This is a genomic window from Chloroherpetonaceae bacterium (assembly GCA_033763895.1).
GTDB lineage: Bacteria > Bacteroidota > Chlorobiia > Chlorobiales > Thermochlorobacteraceae > JANRJQ01.
Genome location: JANRJQ010000010.1, coordinates 266833 through 286516, shown reverse-complemented (window position 1 = coordinate 286516; position 19684 = coordinate 266833). Strand labels below are relative to the sequence as shown.

Annotated in this window: 15 protein-coding genes; 6 read left to right on the top strand and 9 right to left on the bottom strand. The window is 40.3% G+C overall.

The window, feature by feature from the left end; translation table 11 throughout:
* Nucleotides 1–29: 29 nt before the first annotated feature.
* The 9 genes from SFU91_09360 to SFU91_09320 form a co-directional block, all read right to left on the bottom strand.
* Entirely contained in the window at nt 30–1457 is a 1428-nt protein-coding gene (locus tag SFU91_09360; protein MDX2129228.1) for a tetratricopeptide repeat protein, read from the bottom strand.
* A gap of 112 nt (nt 1458–1569) precedes the next feature.
* Nucleotides 1570–2067 carry a GAF domain-containing protein gene (locus SFU91_09355; GenBank protein MDX2129227.1) on the bottom strand — a complete coding sequence of 166 codons (498 nt, stop codon included), beginning with the start codon at nt 2065–2067 and terminating at the stop codon, nt 1570–1572.
* A 273-nt stretch (nt 2068–2340) separates the two neighbouring features.
* Nucleotides 2341–2931: an NUDIX hydrolase gene (locus SFU91_09350; GenBank protein MDX2129226.1), complete on the bottom strand. Its 591-nt coding sequence runs from the start codon at nt 2929–2931 to the stop codon at nt 2341–2343.
* Nucleotides 2921–4411, bottom strand: coding sequence for a hypothetical protein (locus SFU91_09345; GenBank protein MDX2129225.1), 1491 nt, complete (start codon nt 4409–4411; stop codon nt 2921–2923). The genes SFU91_09350 and SFU91_09345 overlap by 11 nt, the downstream gene beginning before the upstream one ends.
* 96 nt (nt 4412–4507) lie before the next feature.
* Complete coding sequence (locus tag SFU91_09340) at nt 4508–4873, bottom strand: hypothetical protein (protein ID MDX2129224.1); 366 nt, start codon at nt 4871–4873, stop codon at nt 4508–4510.
* 37 nt (nt 4874–4910) lie between these two features.
* Nucleotides 4911–6413, bottom strand: a complete 1503-nt coding sequence (locus SFU91_09335; protein ID MDX2129223.1) for a hypothetical protein — start codon at nt 6411–6413, stop codon at nt 4911–4913.
* Nucleotides 6414–6470: 57 nt separating this feature from the next.
* Entirely contained in the window at nt 6471–8270 is a 1800-nt protein-coding gene (gene mrdA / locus SFU91_09330) for a penicillin-binding protein 2 (GenBank protein MDX2129222.1), read from the bottom strand.
* Between the two features lie 5 nt (nt 8271–8275).
* The gene (locus tag SFU91_09325; protein ID MDX2129221.1) at nt 8276–8638 is read right to left on the bottom strand and encodes an Hpt domain-containing protein; all 363 of its coding nucleotides are present in this window, start codon (nt 8636–8638) and stop codon (nt 8276–8278) included.
* A gap of 20 nt (nt 8639–8658) precedes the next feature.
* Nucleotides 8659–13206 (bottom strand): response regulator, encoded by a 4548-nt coding sequence (locus tag SFU91_09320; GenBank protein ID MDX2129220.1) that lies wholly within the window; start codon nt 13204–13206, stop codon nt 8659–8661.
* 221 nt (nt 13207–13427) lie between these two features.
* Here SFU91_09320 and SFU91_09315 point away from each other — a divergent pair, with 221 nt between their 5' ends.
* From SFU91_09315 to SFU91_09290, 6 genes are all read left to right on the top strand, one after another.
* Nucleotides 13428–15809 (top strand): endonuclease MutS2, encoded by a 2382-nt coding sequence (locus SFU91_09315; GenBank protein MDX2129219.1) that lies wholly within the window; start codon nt 13428–13430, stop codon nt 15807–15809.
* A 24-nt stretch (nt 15810–15833) separates the two neighbouring features.
* Nucleotides 15834–16929, top strand: a protein-coding gene (prfB, locus tag SFU91_09310) for a peptide chain release factor 2 (protein ID MDX2129218.1) whose coding sequence is annotated in 2 segments (ribosomal slippage) — nt 15834–15893 and nt 15895–16929 — 1095 coding nt in all. Because the reading frame shifts where the segments join, the coding sequence is not laid out codon by codon here.
* A 15-nt stretch (nt 16930–16944) separates the two neighbouring features.
* Nucleotides 16945–17562, top strand: coding sequence for a crossover junction endodeoxyribonuclease RuvC (gene ruvC, locus SFU91_09305; protein ID MDX2129217.1), 618 nt, complete (start codon nt 16945–16947; stop codon nt 17560–17562).
* 80 nt (nt 17563–17642) lie between these two features.
* Nucleotides 17643–18416: a twin-arginine translocase subunit TatC gene (gene tatC / locus SFU91_09300; protein ID MDX2129216.1), complete on the top strand. Its 774-nt coding sequence runs from the start codon at nt 17643–17645 to the stop codon at nt 18414–18416.
* Nucleotides 18417–18429: 13 nt separating this feature from the next.
* Nucleotides 18430–18639, top strand: a complete 210-nt coding sequence (iscX, locus tag SFU91_09295) for a Fe-S cluster assembly protein IscX (GenBank protein ID MDX2129215.1) — start codon at nt 18430–18432, stop codon at nt 18637–18639.
* Nucleotides 18640–18685: 46 nt separating this feature from the next.
* Nucleotides 18686–19684 (top strand): AAA family ATPase, encoded by a 999-nt coding sequence (locus tag SFU91_09290; protein MDX2129214.1) that lies wholly within the window; start codon nt 18686–18688, stop codon nt 19682–19684.

The window sequence follows — 19684 nt, the reverse complement described above, 5'->3', positions numbered from 1 at the left end:
GATGATATCAAATTAAAAACCGAAGAGTCTTAGGTTGTAATTCCTAAATAGCTTCGAACAGAGTCATGTTTGTAAAGCTCAGGAAAAACCTTTTGAAATAAAGATCGTTTTTCTGAATCAAGCATGATTGCATTTCGCAAGGCGATTAGAGTTTCTTGAGTATTCCCAAGTATTTTATAAGCACATGCCAATTCAAAATGAGCATCTGATAGATTCGGTTCCAAGCGAATCACTTGTTCGAAAGCCGTGACTGCTGCAGCAGCATCGCCGGAATCAAGTAGAGAGGCGGCATAATCAAACCAAACGTAAACATTATCGGGCTCCAATTGAAGCAACTCTTCATAAGTTAATAATGCATCCTCAGTTCTCCCTAAGTTGAACTCCACATCAGCCTTGATGTGAAGGAAATCCGGACATGCCGGAGAAAGGTCTAAGGCATGAGTTATAGCGGCATATGCGCTTTCAAAACTTTCGGCGGCATCGTAACAGCACGCAAGTGCATACCATCCATCTGCATACTCAGGATCGATTTCAACGCACTTTAAGTAATGAGTAATCGCTTCTGGAAAATTTTCTAATTCCTCAAACGCCATCGCGATGTTAAAATAGCTTGAAACATCATTGGGCTCATAAGTAAGCGTTTGGCGGTAGCTTTGAATGGCTTCTTCTAACTGATTCATCGAAGCCAATACATTCCCGCGGTTATACCACGCAGAGGAAAAGTTTTCACGAATGGCCAGTGCCATATCATAACTGTGAACTGCTTCTTTTAACCGATTTAATTTTGTGAGGATAATCCCTCGGTTGTACCAAGTATTCGTGCTGTAGGGCTCAAAATCCAAGTGTTTATCGTAACAATTTAAGCTTTCATCAAATTTGCTCATCATATCTTTACAATAACCCAATTCATACCAAGCCTCAGGGTGTAACGGATTAATTTTCAGGCATGCTTCCAATTCTTGTTCTGCTTCCTGATAGCGCTCCATTTTTTCAAGGGCTAAGGCTCGGCAGAAGTGCGCTTCATCGTCGTATGGGGCAAATTTTACAGCTTCTTCAAAATAGGCTAATGACTCATCAAGATTACCTGCATTATCATGTGTGATGCCTAAGTGCATTAAAATTTCAAAATCATTAGGATTCAACTTCAAGGCTTTTTCGAGCGAATCAATTGAATCTTTGAATCGGGCTAATGCCGAGAGCGATGCCCCAAATCGAAACCAACTATCGCTGCTGAATGGGGCTATTTGAATAAAGTGCTCGGCAATGACCAAAGCACGCTCCGGTTCACTATTCTCGAGAAGAATAATGACATACTCATCAAGAGCGTCCGTATCGGATACGGCACAAAGCTCAGATGGATTATCAGCGAGTGACTTCGCCGTTTTTAGGGTATGATTATGACGCGGCCGTGAAGACGGATTGGCGCTTTCATCAAAAAACTCATTGTCGTGATTCATATACTCAATGAAGTTGCCGTTCTGTAATTATTAGTAACGGAGATGCAAGCTATACTGCATTCCAAAGGCCTTCTTCAGCCAAATATAAAATTTTATCTGTATCAATGGATTTTTAGAAATAACGAATGTCTGTTTTACTGAGAAACATTTCAACCAAATTTTCAAGACCGGCTTTATCCTCTTCATCAAAGCGTTCGACCAACGGGCTATCTAAATCAAGAACCCCAATGAATACACCATTTTTAATCATTGGTACCACAATCTCTGAATTCGAAGCGGCATCGCATGCAATGTGCCCCGGGAAGGAATGGACGTCTTTGACAATCACTGTTTTAAGCCGTTCAGCCGCGGTACCACAAACCCCTTTTCCGATAGCAATTCGGACACACGCAGGTTTACCTTGAAAAGGGCCTAAAACAAGTTCCTTTTCTTTATAAATATAAAAACCTGCCCAATTTAAATCAGGGAGTGAGTTAAACAATAGTGATGAAAAATTCGACGCATTGGCGATAAAGTCTCGCTCACCGTCAATGAGATGATAAAGCTGTTTGGTTAATTCTTTATAAAGCTCCGATTTCGTCGCAGCTTGTAATTCGACAGTTTCAAACATGATTATTGATTTCAGTTAGATTCTTTGCGAAGCCATTTTGACTTGAATTGCAAAGCAAGCAAGAAGTAAAAAAAAGGTTGGATATAAATCGGTGATTCATCAAAGGGTTAAATTTTTTTCAAGGTAGTGATAATCTTCATTATTGCAATCGCTTACAAATTTTTTCTTTGTTTCTTAACCACTTGAAGGGCTAATTCGTGCCATTTTGAATTTTTTCAAAAGTCTCAAAGAAAATAGCTTTTGAGAAACAAAATTGCTTTATTGAAATGCTTGTTAATTACCTTGCTCCCTCATGAGAAGATATTTCAGTAAAGGAGCTGTATGTAGAGCTTGAATAAATCCTTCATTAAATAAAATCTCTTTTAATTCATCCACGGGCATTAAATGAACCTGAATATCTTCTGTAGATTCAAGTTTCTGCTCTGAGATTTTCCGGACACCTTTTGCCAGAAAAGTATAAGTAAGATTGTTTTGAAGCGCAGGATTTGCCGAGAGGGTCATGAAGAGTTCCCAAGTTCCCTCGCCGTAGCCCGTTTCTTCAAGTAATTCTCGACGTGCAGCGCTTTCAAGATTCGTCTCTCCCGGGTCTATAGTACCCGCAGGAATTTCAAAATAAACTTTCCCCAACGCGTAACGATATTGCCGAATGAGTACAATTTCATTTCGTTCAGTTATTGCTATAACATTCACCCAAGCAGGATATTCCCAAACCCAATATTTTTCAATAATTCCTCCATCAGGCACTTTGAGCCGGTCTTCGCGCATGACAAGCCAAGGCGGTTGAGTAAAGAGATACTTCGACTCTAGCAATTGATAAGGCTTTGGGTCGTTCGGGAATTGGTAGTTTTTATCTTTATCGGGCACGGTTTGGCGCTTGAAGTGGAATAATGGTTGGTACAGTATTTTTTAGGTTTGGCATTGCCATTCCAATATCAGCATTGATATAAGTTGGATCACAAATGATGTAGCTATCACCATTGACTTCAAGTTTATCAAAGTCTCCTTCAAGGGGGGATGAAAACTTCACAGCTGTTGCAATATGACCGGGGTAGTCAAGCCCAACCACTTCTAAACCGATAAGTTTTCGAATAAGATAAGCATACAAAATTGAGCGGTCTTCACAGTCACAATAAGGATAAAAGATTGATTCTTCGGGGAAGAAATACTTTTCATATCCAAATTGATCATCATCGGTTTTGTATTGAAACGCTTTTTGAACAAAACGCAGTAGAAAATTAGCAGCCTCCGCTTCTGTTTTTCCGGTTAGATACGGTTGCAATGCGCCTAACAATGAAGCTTCGAGATCTTTTGGAATTTTACTATCAAAATAGAGTTGAATGTTGGTTTGTGGGTAAGCCTTAAGAAATTCAACATTTGAGCGATTGTAGGCGACTGCAAAAGAAATTTTTTCGCCGTTGTATTCAAATGAGAGCCGTCTGACTTGAGAAGACGGTTTTAGTAGCAAGGGCTGAGAAAATGAGAGGTTAATCAGCTTTATAGATTTTGGATTTTTGCCCTCGTAAGTATAAAGAGATCGTGCTTTCGCAGGCTTACCCTCAAAAGAAATCAAGTAAAAGCGTTTCGAATCGATTGTAAAATAGGGTGTGGCATACATTGTATTTTCAGAAGGTAGCATCAAAGCAACCCCTTCATCATCATAGCCCACTCTCGCATCAAACCCTGATTTTAGAAGAAAAAACCAAACAAACAGATGACGGGAGTCGGTTGATTTTGGATAAACTTGCAAGGCCATTTTAGAAAGAAGTAACGCGAACCCCCAATCATTGAGTCCATACCATCGCTTATAAAATAAGGCTTGGCGAAGGGTGCTATCGTATTGAGATGATGCCATTGACTCATAAAACTTGGCGATAAGTTCGCTTGTGACCTTGCTCGTAATTGATTGAGGGACTTTTTTTGGATAAGAAACTGCAAATGGAGAACCATAAAAAGCTGCTTCAGAAAAGTTAAAGTTTTCTCGTTCTTCAGCCACAGGCTCGGCAACCTTTTTGGGTGGAGCTTTATAGGCTTTACTTATTTCAGGCTTAGTGGTTTCTGTAACTTTATTTGATTTTTTATAACCAATGATATTTCGATTAGGTTGCGTTTCTGCTATTGGAATCTTTTTTGGTTTAGGGGTTTCATCCGGTTTTTCTCCTAAAGACGCTTTAAAGGCTTTCCAATCGGCTCTTAAGAACCCAATAAAGGCCTTGTCTTCTGCATCTTTAAATTGCTTGAAGGATTCAGCTTCCTTCTTTTTCCAAGCTTCAAAATCAGAATCTTGAGCAAATACTGGGTTAATCAAAAGGAATGGTATGAAAAGGAATGATATTTTTTTTATCATGAATAATCTGCTTTGGATTCAGAATTGCGACGAAATAACGGCGAATCAATTCGGCGGAAAGTGTTCTGCAAAGTATCCCTTTGATCTTGATTTCATTTAAGCATCATGTACCCAATGCTTAGCAGTGTCTTCTCGAAAAAACACATTCATTTTAACTCCGTGAATTTCGATGATTCCGCACAATGTTTTAGCCAAACCAAAATGTAGAAATCCAGAAACTACCACGGCTATTTTTGACTTAAACTTTTGACACAATTCCTCTGAAATTGCTCCAATTTCTTTTAAGTCGTGAAAAGATGGGGTGTACGAGATATGGCTTAAATCGACAATAACCGGTGTATGTTCTTGGTAGTCGGAATCACTCATCACTACATGAAGCGCTTCAATACATTCGTGAAGACTGCTTTCTCCAAAACCTCTAACAGAAACGAGTTCCTTTTCGATTTGGTATTCAAAAGGCATTGCTTGTAACGAATGATTTTAATTTAAAATCTAAACTTCAGTTACTTTTCCCTGTATCCAATATAACTTTTCCAAGCTTTGGAGCAAGGTTTCTTTTTTCTCTTAATGCTTGAACATCGTTCAATTCAAGGTGTAACTGAGGAAAACTTACGCGGTAAGTGCCATCAGAATCTGCGGTCATTTCAAATCCTAGTTCGGTTTTTAATTTTTCAAAATAGAGATTGAAAATGCTCCCTGTAATTTTTTCTTCTTTTGAATTGGCATTCACGAGTCCTTCAAATTCTTTCAGGCTTTTTGGACTTCCTTTTGTAACAAAAGCGGATTTCCAAAATCGCTTACGAATATTAATCTCGTGAAGTTTTTGATTCATTTTTATTATCCAAAACGCGCGAATAAATGGAATGATAAAAAAAAGAAAAGAAAAAATGAATGGGGCAAAACTAAAGAACCAAATGAAAGGATCATTCAGGTCATTGGCCTTAAATGCATTAATGATTATTTGAATTGATGGTGAAGGCAATTCCCAAATAAGGTTGAGCATAAAAAGACTCATTGCCAAGTTAAAAAAATTCATTGCCCCAATGAGCATGTCACGCCCCACTGTATTTGATGAGAATTCAAACTTTGGCTCATATTCATCCCAGTAATATTCAATTGACTTAGTTTCTGCTGCATCCTTTCCAATAAGTACTTCGTCATAGACAGCATAAATACTTCCGTTTTCTGAGACTTTGATTATACCTCCGAATTTTCCAGCACATCGAGCAAAAAAATGGGCTGCACTTTTTTGATCTCTTCCCGAAAGTGCCATCACTTCCGTTTGTGAAATTACTCCGGCATTTTCTCTCAGAAAGGCCAAGACTTCCTTTTCATCCGAAAGTATATCTTTTTCGACACGTGGCGGTCCAAAGACAAAGTCATACACTGATGCCACGAATCCTTTTTTATTCTCGTTCAGTACCGAAGGCTTAGGCTTAAATTTTTTATAATCATAACCGAACTGATCTGTTGCGCGAGTAGTATTACTGATAACAGTGGAGAATCGAAAAATGGAGAAGAATACATCGAACACCTTCCCTAAGGCGGAGACATCAAGTGAATTTTTATTCTTTTTATTATCGCCTGAAAAAGCCAGACCTAAAATGATTGCGATTAGAATCACCACGAAGAGTGAGAAATAAACCACTAGGGTCAAAGCAATCCACGCCTTGAAAAAAAGTTGAAACCCTTTCCACAAAAAAGAGAGAATTTCTTTCGCATAATCTTCAAGTGGCTTTTGATTTAAGCGTTTGAGCGGGGCATCGAAATCAAAAATCAACTCGCCATTTTCAGTCACTTGAAGCCTGCAGGAATAACGCGCTATCAGATTCGACAGGACAGGCTCAAGAATGGCTGCTTCGATTCCGCTTGCTGCAATTGCATCTTGCAATGTAAATGGCGACGGCTTTTCAGAAACTCTGGCTTTGACCCAAGACTCAATCTTCGAATATGCCAGCGCTTCTTCTGTCGTTAATTTATGTTCAGTTTTTTGAACAGACATGTCGTGCCTAAATTTTTGGGGATGTTATTAAAATTTCACTTCTCGTATTTTATTGCCTTACCGAGAAGTAATGGCGTTTTGTGCGGGAGCGACCTCTTTCCTTTCGCGATTCGAGAAATAGTACTTCATCATTTCACCTGAAATCGGGGCAGCAACAACGCCACCAAAACCGGCATTTTCAACCATTACGACGATTGCAATCGACGGATTCTCATATGGTGCAAAACTGATAAACCACGCATGATCATCACCGTGAGGGTTTTGGGCTGTGCCTGTTTTTCCGGCGACTTGTACATTTGGTACTTTGGCAATTTGGGCCGTTCCATATTCAACGCAACGAAGCATTCCATTTCGTACAACATCAAAAGTTGATTGAGAAATTGGCAGCCTTGTGCTATCAATTTTATGTGAAATGAATTTCCCTGTTTCGGGGTCGTTGTAGCCCTTCAAAAAATGGGGTTTGAGCAAAAGGCCACTATTGGCAAGAGCGGCGGTATAAACCGCCATCTGCATTGGCGAAGCGCCCACTTCTCCTTGTCCTATGCTTAAACTTACCAAGTATCCATCTGTCCATCGACGAAAGCCATAGATTTTATCAAAGTATTCTTTGGACGGCAATGGCGCCGAAAACTCATCTGGGATATCAATTCCCGTTTTTCTTCCAAACCCAAAAAGCCGGCCGTATTTCGTCCAATTTTCAAAGCCAATCTTAAACATCAAGTTATAAAAATAGGAATTACAAGACACCTCGATTGCTTTTGTCATATCCACGGAGCCGTGCCCTTTACCACCGTGACAAAGAAACTCTTTATTCCCAAATCGAAATCGACCGGAGCAGAAGAAGGTTTGAGAGGGCTTGGCGATTTTTTCTTCAAGTGCGGCTAAAGTTGAAATCATTTTGTAGGTTGAACCGGGTGGATAACGGGTTTGAATCGATCGGTTAAAGAGGGGCTTTGCCGCGCCGGTGGTTAAGGATTCCCAGAGTTTGGAATCAATCACACCCTCCATCAAATTTGGGTCGTAATCCGGTTTTGAAACCATAGCGAGAATGCCACCGTCTCTCGGGTCAATCGCAACAATTGCTCCTGATTTTCCGGTTGCTGTAAGCAAACTTTCGGCAACCACCTGAAGCCCTGCATCTAATGTGGTGTAGAGATCAATTCCATTTTGGGACGGCACATTTTCATTTCCCCCATTATAGTCACTCACAAATTTTCCGAGTGAATTCACCATAATCAATTTGGTGCCTTTTTTACCCTTTAATTTTTCTTCATAAGTACGCTCAAGGCCACTGTAACCAATGATATCGTTTCGTGAATAGTCTTCTTTAGAAAGCTTTTCAAGCATGACTTTAGAGATAATTTTCGTGTAGCCAAAAATATGAGCGCCACGAAAAGAATCAGGGTATCTGCGTTTATTTTCAATGACCAATTCAACTCCGGTTAGTTGCCATAAATTTTCTTCAACGCGGTTGATAATTGAGAAATCGGCATCGCGCTTAATTTTAACAGGAGCAAAGCGGTTATAGAGAATTCCTTCATTGATCAAATCATTTAAGGTGTTTTCGGGAACTCCAACGATTTCACTGAGGAATTGGGTGTTTTTTCGATCAAAATTTGCAGGTGTTAGTTGAACCGTATAGCGCGGTTGACTACCCACGACAATTTCTCCGTATCGATCGTAAATATCACCTCGAGCCGGATCAACAGGAATTTTACGAACACTATTTTGTGATGATATTTTACCGAGCTCTGTTTGCTCTACCATTTGGAGGTAAAAAATTCGGGAGAGCAAAACAGAAAAAATGATTGCAATAAGAGTATAAACAAGAGAAACGGAGAGTTGTCGATTTTCCATTGCGCTTACTTTTCAACCTCTTTAAGAAGGATCGTCATTGTTTCTTCATAAATGGGCTTAAGGTATTGATAAAAGGAAGGGACATTTTGTAATTGATTATTTCGCCCGCAAATCTCTATCTGAAAAGAAACTTCCGCCAAGCGAATCGCTCCGATAACACTGCTGCTCCCTTTGAGGGAATGTGCAGCATGCCTTAAAGCATCGGCGTCGTTAAAAGAAACTGATATTTCGTGTATATTTTTTTTGGCGTCTGCAACAAATAAATCAACAATTTCTTTGAGTTCTTCTGGGGTGGAATAAATTTCTCTTAAACTTCCAAGTGTTGCTAAATCCAACAACGGCTTGTCATTAAAACTAAATGTATCCATTTGAATTTATTAAAAGGAAATTAGCTGATTTGCAACTTTTTTTGAGATTCAATTCTTAGCTTTCCCCAATGTTCAAGGCTGGCTTGCAATTCTGCCACGCGTATCGGCTTACTAAGATAATCATCCATTCCGGCTTCAAGGCACATTTCACGGTCGCCTTGCATTGCATTGGCTGTCATTGCAATGATAAACGGCCTTTCATAGTCGTTCCACAAAGCACGGATTTGGCGCGTTGCGGCAAGTCCATCCATTTCCGGCATTTGGACGTCCATTAAAATAATATCATAGGATTGACGTTTCAATGCTGAAATTACTTCCAACCCATTACCGGCAATATCGGCTCGGTATCCCATTTTTTCGAGCAGCTTAATCGCGAGCTTTTGATTAACCGCATTATCTTCGGCAAGAAGGATTCGAAGCGGGATTCGTTGTGCCAAATTCCCATCGAGCTGTTGGGGTGAGGCCACCGCCAATTCACTTTGATTGTCAACTTTTCTAAAGATGTTTTCTAAAATTTCGTAAAGCTGTGCTTGTTTAATGGGTTTATAGATATAAGCAGCAAAGTTTACGCTGTTGGCCACTGCATTTTCTTCTCTTCTTCCAATCGAGGTTAACATTACAATCGGAAGCTGTTCTGGAGAACGCATTTTTCTGATCTCGAGTGCGAGCGAAACCCCGTCCATTTCAGGCATTAAGTAATCAAGAATAGCGACGTCAAAATGCTCGCCGCGCTTGATAATTTCAAGCGCTTCTTCGCCGTTATTTACTTCAATAGAAAGCATTCCCGCGACATTGGCTTGGAGCTGCAAAATGCGGCGATTTGTAGCATTATCATCCACAATCAACATTTTCTTGCCAGCAAGGCTAATTTTTGGCATTCGGACGTCTTCGCTTGAATTAGGAAGCGCTTCAGTTAGCAAAGTAAATGAGAAGGTTGAACCGGTGCCGATTTCAGAATCGACCCACATATTTCCACCCATTAGCTCGGCAAGCCTTTTGCTAATTGCAAGGCCTAACCCCGTTCCACCATAGCGTCGTGTGGTAGAAGAATCAACTTGAGAGAAGGATTGAAACAAGCGGCTAATTCCCTCTCGTGAAATACCGATGCCCGTATCTCGAACCTTAAAGAGTAAACGCATTTTTGGTTTGACAGCAGGCTTCGGTGGCATTTCAGCTTTCAATTTTTCCATTTCTTCTGCTGAAGGTAATTCATCACGAACACTGGCATCAAGTTTTGTGACATCGATTTCACTTACATCGCCTTCAGCAAGCTGTTCAGTCAGCGATTTCTTTTCGATAATTCCGGTTTCTTCAACTGATACTTCAATCACAACCTCACCGGAAGGCGTAAACTTTACAGCATTTCCCACAAGATTAACGAGAATCTGCCTTAAACGCGTTGCGTCGCTGATGATTCGCATCGGAGAGTTATCGTGGAAAATGTAAGCGATATCGAGGTTTTTCTCCGCCGCTTTGACAGCAAAAAGTTCTAAGACTTCTTCGACAACAGAGCGCAAATTGAACGGATAATTTTCCAATTGAAGTTTGCCTGATTCAATCTTAGAGAAGTCAAGAATATCGTTAATAATGGTGAGCAGAGCGTCACCTGAGGTTCGAATTGTTTCTACATATTCACGCTGTTCGTGGTTAAGCGGGGTTTCAAGCAAAAGACCTGTCATCCCGATAACCGCGTTCATCGGGGTTCGAATTTCGTGAGACATGTTGGCTAAAAACTCTGCCTTAAGTTGTGCGGCTTTCAAGGCTTCTTCGCGTGCATCAATCAGAGCCTGTTCAATTTGCTTTCGAAGAGTGATGTCGCTGCTTATCGAAGCTATTGCAACCACTCGATCACTTTTGGCATCACGAATGGCAAATGAATTGTATTGAACTGGAATATCAAGGCCTGTTTTCAAATGTCTAAAGCGGATTTCCCCCGACCATTGACCACTCAAGAGAGCCGTCGGGTAAATCATTCGCCGGTAAAGCATTTGATCTTTCCCGTAAATGAAGTCTGACATTTTCTTGTTTTTCATTTCGTCTGGAGAATCGATACCAAGCATGATTTGACCAGAGGTGTTGATAAATGAAAGATCTTCCTCGGGAGACATCATCACAATACATTCTGAACTGTATTCGATTAATGAAACCATTTTTCTCTGTTCTTCTTCGAATCTCCTACGGTCTGCAAGTGTGGAATTATACTTGCGTATATAAAAAATGGTGATACCGAAAAGAATAACATAAGCCACAAACATCCACCAACGTTGATACCACGGATATAAAATGGAAAAAGTGTATGTAATTGGTTTACTCCATTGATAACCGGCTTGCTGCGTTCGAACTTCCAAATTGTAGTCTCCCGCTGGAAGCAAAGGCAAAACAAAATTTGTTTCTGAACTTGGTAACGACCATTCTTGAACCCCGGAAATGCGATATTGAAACAACGCTCTTTCTGCCGGCAAAATTCTTGGAGCAAAACCAAATTCCAAGAAAGCGTTGCTGGGGAAGATATTATTTAATAAGTCAAGACGGTTTTCATTTCTGTTCACAACGATCGAAGTAATTCGCGGTGGTGGGGTTACCGGTAAAGAATCGGTAATTGCTTGCCAAAAGGCTAACCCATTTGAAGTACCAACCCAAATAGTTTTTTTATCATCATTTATGATTCCTCGGTAAATCACCTCAGTACTCGGCAAGCCTTCCTGCTTTTGAAACGGGGTTATTTCAGTTTGGTTATAAACCAATACGCCTTTTTGAGTCCCAATCCACAATTGATCTTTTTCATCAAGTAACAGTGCTTTGATGGTAGGCTGTTCGAGAAGTCCGGCGAGTTCAATTTGATCAACATATCCATCTTTGTATCGAAGCAGTCCGTGATTAGTTCCAATCCATACCGTACCGTCTTCGTTTAAGGCGAGGTCATGAACAACAAGCGGAACCTTTGGTTTAAATGGAAGTGGTACGCTGATATTAATGAAACGGTCGGAATACAGATCGAACCGAAAGAGGTAAGATTCATTTCCACTGGCACCGCAATAGAGAAACCCTCGTTTGGTTTCCTTCAAGACAGAGGGTGCACTTGTAATTCCTTTGCTCTTTCCATATTCAGTGACACGGTGCCTTGCATCGATTCTTAATACCCGATCCAAACCTGAAGCAATTCCCCAAAGCCCTTGTTCTCGATCAACAATCAACGCATCCATTCTTTTTGTGATTAATTCATCGACTTGCTTGGGTAACTCAATACGATAGGTCGTACCATTGATATAATGTTCAACAACACCATCTTGATAAGACATCCATTGATCATTTCTACCGCCCGCTGCTGCAAAGAGCAAATGATTTGGGTTTTTTGGGATTACTCTTACCAAAAGATTTTCGTCGGAACTTAGAATTGGATAAGAACGATGCGTGGTATCAATAACTTTTTGGGTATCAAGCGAAGGAGAATAAATTAAATATGCATTCTCTTGATCTTGAACGAGCACGCTTTGATCATTTGAGGAACTGATACTTTGAATAAAAACTCTTTTGCCTCGAAGTGGAAGAGGTCGAAAGAACGTTTTTTGGACAAGCGCAATTCCTTCATCTGTTGCAAACCAAATGCCATCATTGTCGTCAGGAGCAATGTTATGAACAACACTGAACTGAATCTCATTGAGTTTTTCTGGTCTAACCTGTCCTTTTTTAGCATAATAGACGCCTTGCAACCAAGTCCCTAAATAAAATTCGCCGGAAGCTGTTTCTATAAAAGAGGAAACACCATCTAAAGCAATAACACGATTCAAAGAAACCGTCTTTAAATCCTTTGAAGGAATAACTTGATAAACGCCCCAACTTGTTGCCGCGAGCAAGCCATAGGTTTTGCTTTGCTTAATTTGGTTGATTAAAAATTTCCCAATTTTAGAAACAGTGTCTGAACTTGTGGAGTCTATATTGAGCATTGGAACAAACTTATCAGCAATGGCATCAAATACAAAAAAAGTGCCTTTCCACGCGGCACAGATTAATTGGTTATCCTCTGTTTCCACGAGTGAGAATGAACGCGAATAACTTTCGCTTTGATATTCGGGGTCAAAAGTATATCGATTAAACTTTTCTGCAGAGCCTGATTTTGTGCCAAATCGAACAATTGCATTTGGTTCACTAAACCATAATGCATTATCGGAACTTTCGAAAACTTGCTTTGGATAATAAAGACCTCTTTCTGAAGGAACATTATTCCCGGAAGCGATCTCAGAATATCGAATGGTGTTGCCAAATGATTCAATAAATCCAACACCAAAATCGGTTACAATAACGAGTTCGCCTTTGGAGGTTTTGAATATTTCTTTCACATAAGGGCTTGGTAGGCTATCGGTGAACGTGGTGAATTTAATTCCATCAAATTTTACAAGACCTGCATCGGTTGCAATCCACGTAATTCCATCGCGGTCTTTTACAATGTTTTTTGTCAATACACTGGGAAGCCCGTTCTCATCGGTGTAGGTAAAACACCGTTGCTGTGCAAAAAGTGGTTGAGCAAAAAGAGTTATCGCGGATATAAAAAAAAGAATCCGTGCGGTCATGAAATTCAAAGCGGACTTATAATACAAATTAGTGATAGCCCAAATTATTAATTTGAAAATTTAGGAAAATAAAATCAAAGTTTATCCTTGTTCTCAAAAAAGTGACCAAGTTACGTTGATTTTTCCTGACGGCCACTTCAAATTCTTGATATTTGCCTGTGGGCTTTTATTTGAAACGTCTATCTTTGGCGCACCGTTTTGAAGGTTCATATAAAATTGTAATGAAAAATTCAGAAAAAATAGAATTTGATAAAATTCAGCGATTTGCTGAAACCCTCTGTATTTCAGATATGGGTAGGTCAAAGCTTGAAATTGAGCAACCCTTTCTTAGTGCCACCGCCTTGCAATTTGAACTAAAAAAAACGGCAGAGTTAAAATTACTAATGGAATCGGGTGAAGAGCTTCCCATATTATCAATGCCCGATACCCGAATTATTTATCAAAAGCTTACCATTGAAAATAATTTTCTTTTTCCGAAAGAGTTGCTTGCTGTAGGCGTTTCACTTCGGCTTTCTTCACAACTGAAAAAATTTATTTTTAATCGGCGTGAGACCTACCCCAATCTCAATCAACTCACTGAAAATTTGTGGATGGAGAAATCGCTCCAACATGAAATTTCACGAATTATTGATGATTTTGGCGAAGTAAAAAATACCGCATCCGACGCCTTGTCAGACATTCGTTCTCGCCTTGCCAATCGTAGAGATTCCTTACGTCGCAAATTTGATGCACTCCAAAGACGATACGCTGAAAAGAACATGTTGATGGAAGAAGGCGTTACCATTCGGAATGGACGTTTGGTTCTTGGGTTCCGGGTTGAGCATAAATATTCTGTTCAAGGCTTTATTCACGATCTCTCCCAATCGGGTCATACTGTTTTTATTGAACCAGCCGAAACTCTGATGCTCTCAAATGAGATTCGAGAGTTAGAAATCGAAGAAATTCGTGAAATCGAAAGGATCTTAAGAGAAGTAGCCCGCGACCTTCGCGCTTACCTTGAAAACTTACTCTCCACACAAGAAATCCTTTCGCAATTTGATGCGCTCTATGCAAAAGCTAGGCTTGCGATTATGATGAGAGCCGTACTTCCCAATTTTTCAGAAACAAAAGCGCTAAGACTCATTAATGCTTATCATCCTTGGCTTTATTTATCCAATCGAAATACTGGCAAAAGCATTGAACCGCTTTCGCTTGAACTTGGTGCAAACTCAAGAACTTTGGTAATCACCGGCCCAAATGCCGGGGGGAAATCAGTGGCGCTTAAAACGCTTGGGTTACTTTCAGAAATGCTCCGACACGGCTATTTATTACCTTGTCGTGAAGATTCGCACCTCACACTCTTCGATCAGATTTTTGTAGAAATAGGTGATGAACAATCAATTGAAAACGACCTTTCAACATTCAGTTCTCATTTGCGTAATCTCAAATTTATTCTTGACGAAGCCACAAACGAAAGTCTTGTTCTCATCGATGAAATTTGTTCCGGCACAGATCCTGATGAAGGCGCCGCCATTGCAATAGGCGTCTTAGAGAGTCTTTTAGTAAGAAATGCATTAACTGTTGTAACCACGCACCAAGGAACTTTGAAAGCTTATGCACATCAAAAGGAGGGCGTCATTAATGGATCTATGCAATTTGATAGTGTTGAATTGCGGCCAACTTACCGATTTCAGGTAGGAGTTCCCGGCAGCAGTTTCGCACTTGAAATGGCAAAGCGAATGGGATTTGCCCCACATATCTTAAAGAATGCTGAAATCGCATTGGGCGAAAGCAAACATGCACTCGAGGAATTAATCATCAACCTGAATTCAGAACTTCAAAAAACAATTGAAGAACGCACCACACTTCGATCTGAAAACGAAAGATTAAAACGCCTTACAGAGCAAGTTGAAAAATCGAAATTGGAACTTGAAAGAGAGCGCAAAGATTTACGCCGTCAAAGTATGGCTGAAGGAAAACGGCTTTTGGCTGAAGCCAATGCACTTATTGAGAAAGCGATTCGAGATATTAAGTCTTCACAAGCAGACCCTGAGGTCATCAAGCAATCGCGAAGGTCGGTTGAAGACATGAGGAAATCTGTCGCAAAAGATACCGAGCCAATTGTTGAAAAAACTATACTGGATTCGCAATTTAGACCCGGTGATAAAGTTAAACTTATAGATTCTCAAACCTTTGGGGAAATCCTTGAAGTTTCTGATGAGGATGCCTTTGTTTCAATTGGTAACTTTAGGCTTAAAACCGCACTTCGAAATTTGGAGAAAATCTCTTCAAAAGATGCTCGCGAACTATCCCGTAAAGACGCGGTTGAAACCCCCAAAAATTATGGCGGGATTTCAATTCATGAAATCAAAGATTTCAGCACACGGTTGGATTTACGCGGTAAAACCGGTGAAGAGGCCATCACAGATGTAGCCCGTTTTATCGACGGCGCAATCCAAAATGGGTTAATCTCTGTTGATATCATTCACGGAAAGGGAACCGGCGCTTTAAGAAAACGGATTTCCGATTATCTGAAAAGTGACCGTAGAGTTAAATCCTTTAGGCTCGGAAATTGGGATGAAGGCGGAACGGGAGCGACAATTGTTGAACTATCACAAAATTAATTTTTAATTATTCATCTGAATACAATGTTTGAATTAGAACGCGAAAAACTCACCACACTTTTTGAACGACTTTCTCAATTACGGAGGTTTCTTTGACATCGATCATCGTATCGAATCTGTTCAAACTTTAGAAGCTACTACCGCTGCCTCAGATTTTTGGAGCGATAATACCACAGCCCAAAAAACGCTTAAAGAAATTGCGGAGCACAAGATTTGGATTGAGTCTTTTCAAGCCCTTGAAGAAAAAGCGAATGGTGAACGTGAATCCATTGAAGTCGCGGCCGAACTTGGGGAGGAGTCTTATCTTATATCTGCCCAAAAAAATATTGACGCATTAGAAAAAGACATTACTTCGCTGGAATTCAAAAATATGCTTTCTGGTGTGGATGATAAACGGAACGCCATCTTAACCATACATGCCGGCGCGGGTGGCACTGAGGCGCAAGATTGGGCGGATATGCTCTACCGAATGTATATGCGATGGGCTGAAAGGCGAGGCTTTAAGGTTTACACCGATGATTATCAAGAGGGTGAAGGTGCCGGAATTAAAACAGCAACTCTTGAAATTCAGGGCGATTATGCCTACGGATATCTCAAAGCGGAAAACGGCGTTCATCGATTGGTGCGTGTCTCTCCGTTTGATTCGAATGCACGGCGGCATACCTCTTTTGCGAGCGTTTATGCCTTTCCTGAAGCGCCGGAAGATGTGCCAATTGAAATCCGCCGCGATGACTTGCAGATCGATACCTTTCGAAGTGGCGGAAAAGGCGGGCAAAATGTAAATAAAGTTGAAACTGCAGTAAGAATTACCCACGTCCCCTCGGGGATTGTCGTGGCTTGCCAACAGGAGCGCTCGCAATTTCAAAACAAAGAACGCGCAATGAAGATGTTGAAATCTCGTCTTTATCAACAAAAGCGAGAAGAAGAAGAAGCAAGAAAGCGCGAACTTGATGGAAAGAAAAAGAAAATAGAGTGGGGCTCTCAAATACGCAGTTATGTTTTTGATGACCGCCGCGTGAAAGATCATCGTACAAACTTTGAACGCTTTGATGTTGAAACTGTAATGGATGGCGATTTGGATGATTTTATCGAGCGTTATTTGATGGAATTTGGCGATTAATTCATTTTGAATTCAATGGTTATTCTTGGCGTTGACCCGGGCACTTTGATTACCGGTTATGGAATTATCGAAATTCAGAGTGGCAATTTTCATACTCTCGATTTTGGAATCATTCGCACCACCACGAGCGAGACGATGCCGAAAAGAATTAAATCTATTTATGACGCACTTGAAAGGCTCATTTCAGTTCATAAACCCAAGCGCTTTGCCATAGAAACTGCTTTTTACGGGAAAAATATTCAATCAACCTTAAAGCTCGGACAAGTTCGTGGTGCATTGATGGTGCTATCTGCGATAAGAAATTTGGAGTATAATGAATATGCACCGAGGGTTATCAAGCAATCCGTAACAGGTAAAGGGAATGCCTCAAAAGAACAGGTTGAATTTATGATTAAAAAAATTCTCAATCTTTCTGATACCGGGAAATGGAAGGATGCATCAGATGCACTTGGCATCGCTCTTTGTGACAGTTTCCGAATGAAACCTAATCTTTATCAGGAGAATTCTATCGATTCAAATGGTGGTGAAACCGGCGCATTGAGTTTTCTTTTGAAACAAAAAAAAGAAAAACCGAACCGTGGATCGTCTTGGAAAAATTATGCTTTATCAAATCCTGAAAAAGTGATTCGATAAGAAAAATCTGAACTAATTTTTGAACAAACCGAAAATAGAATGAGGTATTATTCATTCTATTTAAATAATATAAAGTAGATATGGCGCGTGTCGAAAAACATGCGGAAGAAGTTGGATTCATCGAGCACCTCGAAGAATTACGAGGCAGATTGATGCGTTCCATACTTTCTCTTCTCTTGGTCTCTGGAGTTTGCATTTATTTTGCTGATTTTATTATCAATGAGGTTCTATTTCGTCCGTTGAAACTTTCGAACCCAAATGCAAAACTTCAAAACCTTGTTCCTTACGGTCAAATCTCCTTATATCTTCAGGCGGTACTCTTTTCGTCATTTGCGGTATCGTTTCCAATTATTTTTCATCAAATTTGGCAATTCATCTTGCCCGGGCTTTTGCCGAAAGAACGAAAAGCAGCACGATTTGTCGTTTTGTTTGTGTCAATTTGTTTTTTATCCGGAATTTCCTTCGGCTACTTTGTTGTACTACCGATTTCGCTAAAGTTTTTTGCTACTTTCGGCTCGCCTCTGATTGAGAACAATATTTCGATTGATGAGTATATGAGCTTCTTTATTGGGACAATGCTTACAACCGGGCTAATTTTTGAACTCCCCTTTGTTTCTTACATCCTCTCAAAGATTGGCTTCTTAACACCAGCATTTATGAGGCATTACAGGCGTCACGCCGTTGTTGCTATTTTAATCATTTCTGCTCTTGTAACACCCTCAACGGATGCTGTGACAATGCTTGTCATTGCCGTTCCGATGCTCATTCTTTATGAGCTCAGTATTTTTATTTCACTTGCAGTACAAAAGAAAAGAGAAAAGAAAGAACGCGAAGAACTTTTTTCAGCTTCATAAAATCTTATAATTAATGAAATTAACTTGGAAAGACGCAGAGGATATTGGCATTTTGCTCTTTGAAAAAATGCCTTCGACAGACCCGCTCACTGTTCGGTTTACCGATTTGCACAAATTTGTTCTTGAGCTCGAAGAATTTGGTGATGATGCGAAACAGTCTAACGAAAGTAAACTTGAGGCCATTCAAATGGCTTGGTACGAAGAATGGAAAGACAACCAATAATCGCTCCGAACTATAAATTTTAATTCGCTTCCGGCAAACTTATTTCATGAATACAGAAAACACCAAAAGTAACTCCGAGCTCATTCGGCTTTCCGAAGAGTTAGCCTTCGATTTCAACCGATTGAAAAAGGAAATGGGGAAAGTGATAATCGGGCAAGAAGAAATCATTGACGAATTGATGATGACCATTCTTGCTCGGGGTCACGCGTTAATGGTTGGTGTACCGGGATTGGCAAAAACATTGTTGGTTTCAACACTCGCTAAGGTTCTTGCGCTAGATTTTCGACGAGTTCAATTTACTCCCGATTTAATGCCTTCCGATATTACAGGCACTGAAATTTTAGAAGAAGATGCTGTTACCAAATCGAGGCAGTTCAAATTTCTTGAAGGTCCACTTTTTGCCAATATTGTTTTGGCAGACGAAATCAACCGCACGCCTCCCAAAACGCAGTCTGCAATGCTTGAAGCAATGCAAGAGCATCAGGTGACTTCTGCCGGAAAACGTTATCGATTACCCGAGCCTTTTTTTGTGTTGGCAACGCAAAACCCCGTTGAACAAGAAGGAACCTATCCTCTTCCAGAAGCCCAACTTGACCGATTTATGTTTAATCTTTGGATAGAGTATCCCTCATTTAACGAAGAAAAAGAAATCGTTAGGTCAACAACTTCCACCTATCGGCCAGTGCTTGAAAAAGTTATGAATGCTGAAAAAATTATTGCATATCAAGAACTGACACGTTCGGTTCCGGTTGCAGATAATGTGATTGATTATGCTGTGTCTTTGGTATCCAAAACTAGGCCTAGTGTTACAGAAGAGAAAGAGGTGAAACAGTTTGTAAGTTGGGGAGCTGGCCCAAGAGCCTCACAGTATTTAATTATTGCTTCAAAAGTCCGCTGCTTGCTTCAAGGGAGATTCACGCCCGAAATTGCCGATATTCGCGCGGTGGCTTTACCGGTATTGAGACATCGAATCATTACCAACTTTAGTGCAGAAGCAGAGGGAATTAAACCCGAAACCATTGTCAAAAATTTGATTCGAACTTAA

What these genes read in the sequence shown, in the direction of transcription:
- ruvC (MDX2129217.1), top strand. Translation starts at nt 16,945, where the DNA reads ATGGTTATTCTTGGCGTTGACCCGGGCACTTTGATTACCGGTTATGGA.
- SFU91_09355 (MDX2129227.1), bottom strand. Translation starts at nt 2,067, where the DNA reads ATGTTTGAAACTGTCGAATTACAAGCTGCGACGAAATCGGAGCTTTAT.
- mrdA (MDX2129222.1), bottom strand. Translation starts at nt 8,270, where the DNA reads ATGGAAAATCGACAACTCTCCGTTTCTCTTGTTTATACTCTTATTGCA.
- SFU91_09315 (MDX2129219.1), top strand. Translation starts at nt 13,428, where the DNA reads ATGAAAAATTCAGAAAAAATAGAATTTGATAAAATTCAGCGATTTGCT.
- SFU91_09340 (MDX2129224.1), bottom strand. Translation starts at nt 4,873, where the DNA reads ATGCCTTTTGAATACCAAATCGAAAAGGAACTCGTTTCTGTTAGAGGT.
- SFU91_09360 (MDX2129228.1), bottom strand. Translation starts at nt 1,457, where the DNA reads ATGAATCACGACAATGAGTTTTTTGATGAAAGCGCCAATCCGTCTTCA.
- iscX (MDX2129215.1), top strand. Translation starts at nt 18,430, where the DNA reads ATGAAATTAACTTGGAAAGACGCAGAGGATATTGGCATTTTGCTCTTT.
- SFU91_09290 (MDX2129214.1), top strand. Translation starts at nt 18,686, where the DNA reads ATGAATACAGAAAACACCAAAAGTAACTCCGAGCTCATTCGGCTTTCC.
- SFU91_09320 (MDX2129220.1), bottom strand. Translation starts at nt 13,206, where the DNA reads ATGACCGCACGGATTCTTTTTTTTATATCCGCGATAACTCTTTTTGCT.
- SFU91_09345 (MDX2129225.1), bottom strand. Translation starts at nt 4,411, where the DNA reads ATGATAAAAAAAATATCATTCCTTTTCATACCATTCCTTTTGATTAAC.
- tatC (MDX2129216.1), top strand. Translation starts at nt 17,643, where the DNA reads ATGGCGCGTGTCGAAAAACATGCGGAAGAAGTTGGATTCATCGAGCAC.
- SFU91_09325 (MDX2129221.1), bottom strand. Translation starts at nt 8,638, where the DNA reads ATGGATACATTTAGTTTTAATGACAAGCCGTTGTTGGATTTAGCAACA.
- SFU91_09335 (MDX2129223.1), bottom strand. Translation starts at nt 6,413, where the DNA reads ATGTCTGTTCAAAAAACTGAACATAAATTAACGACAGAAGAAGCGCTG.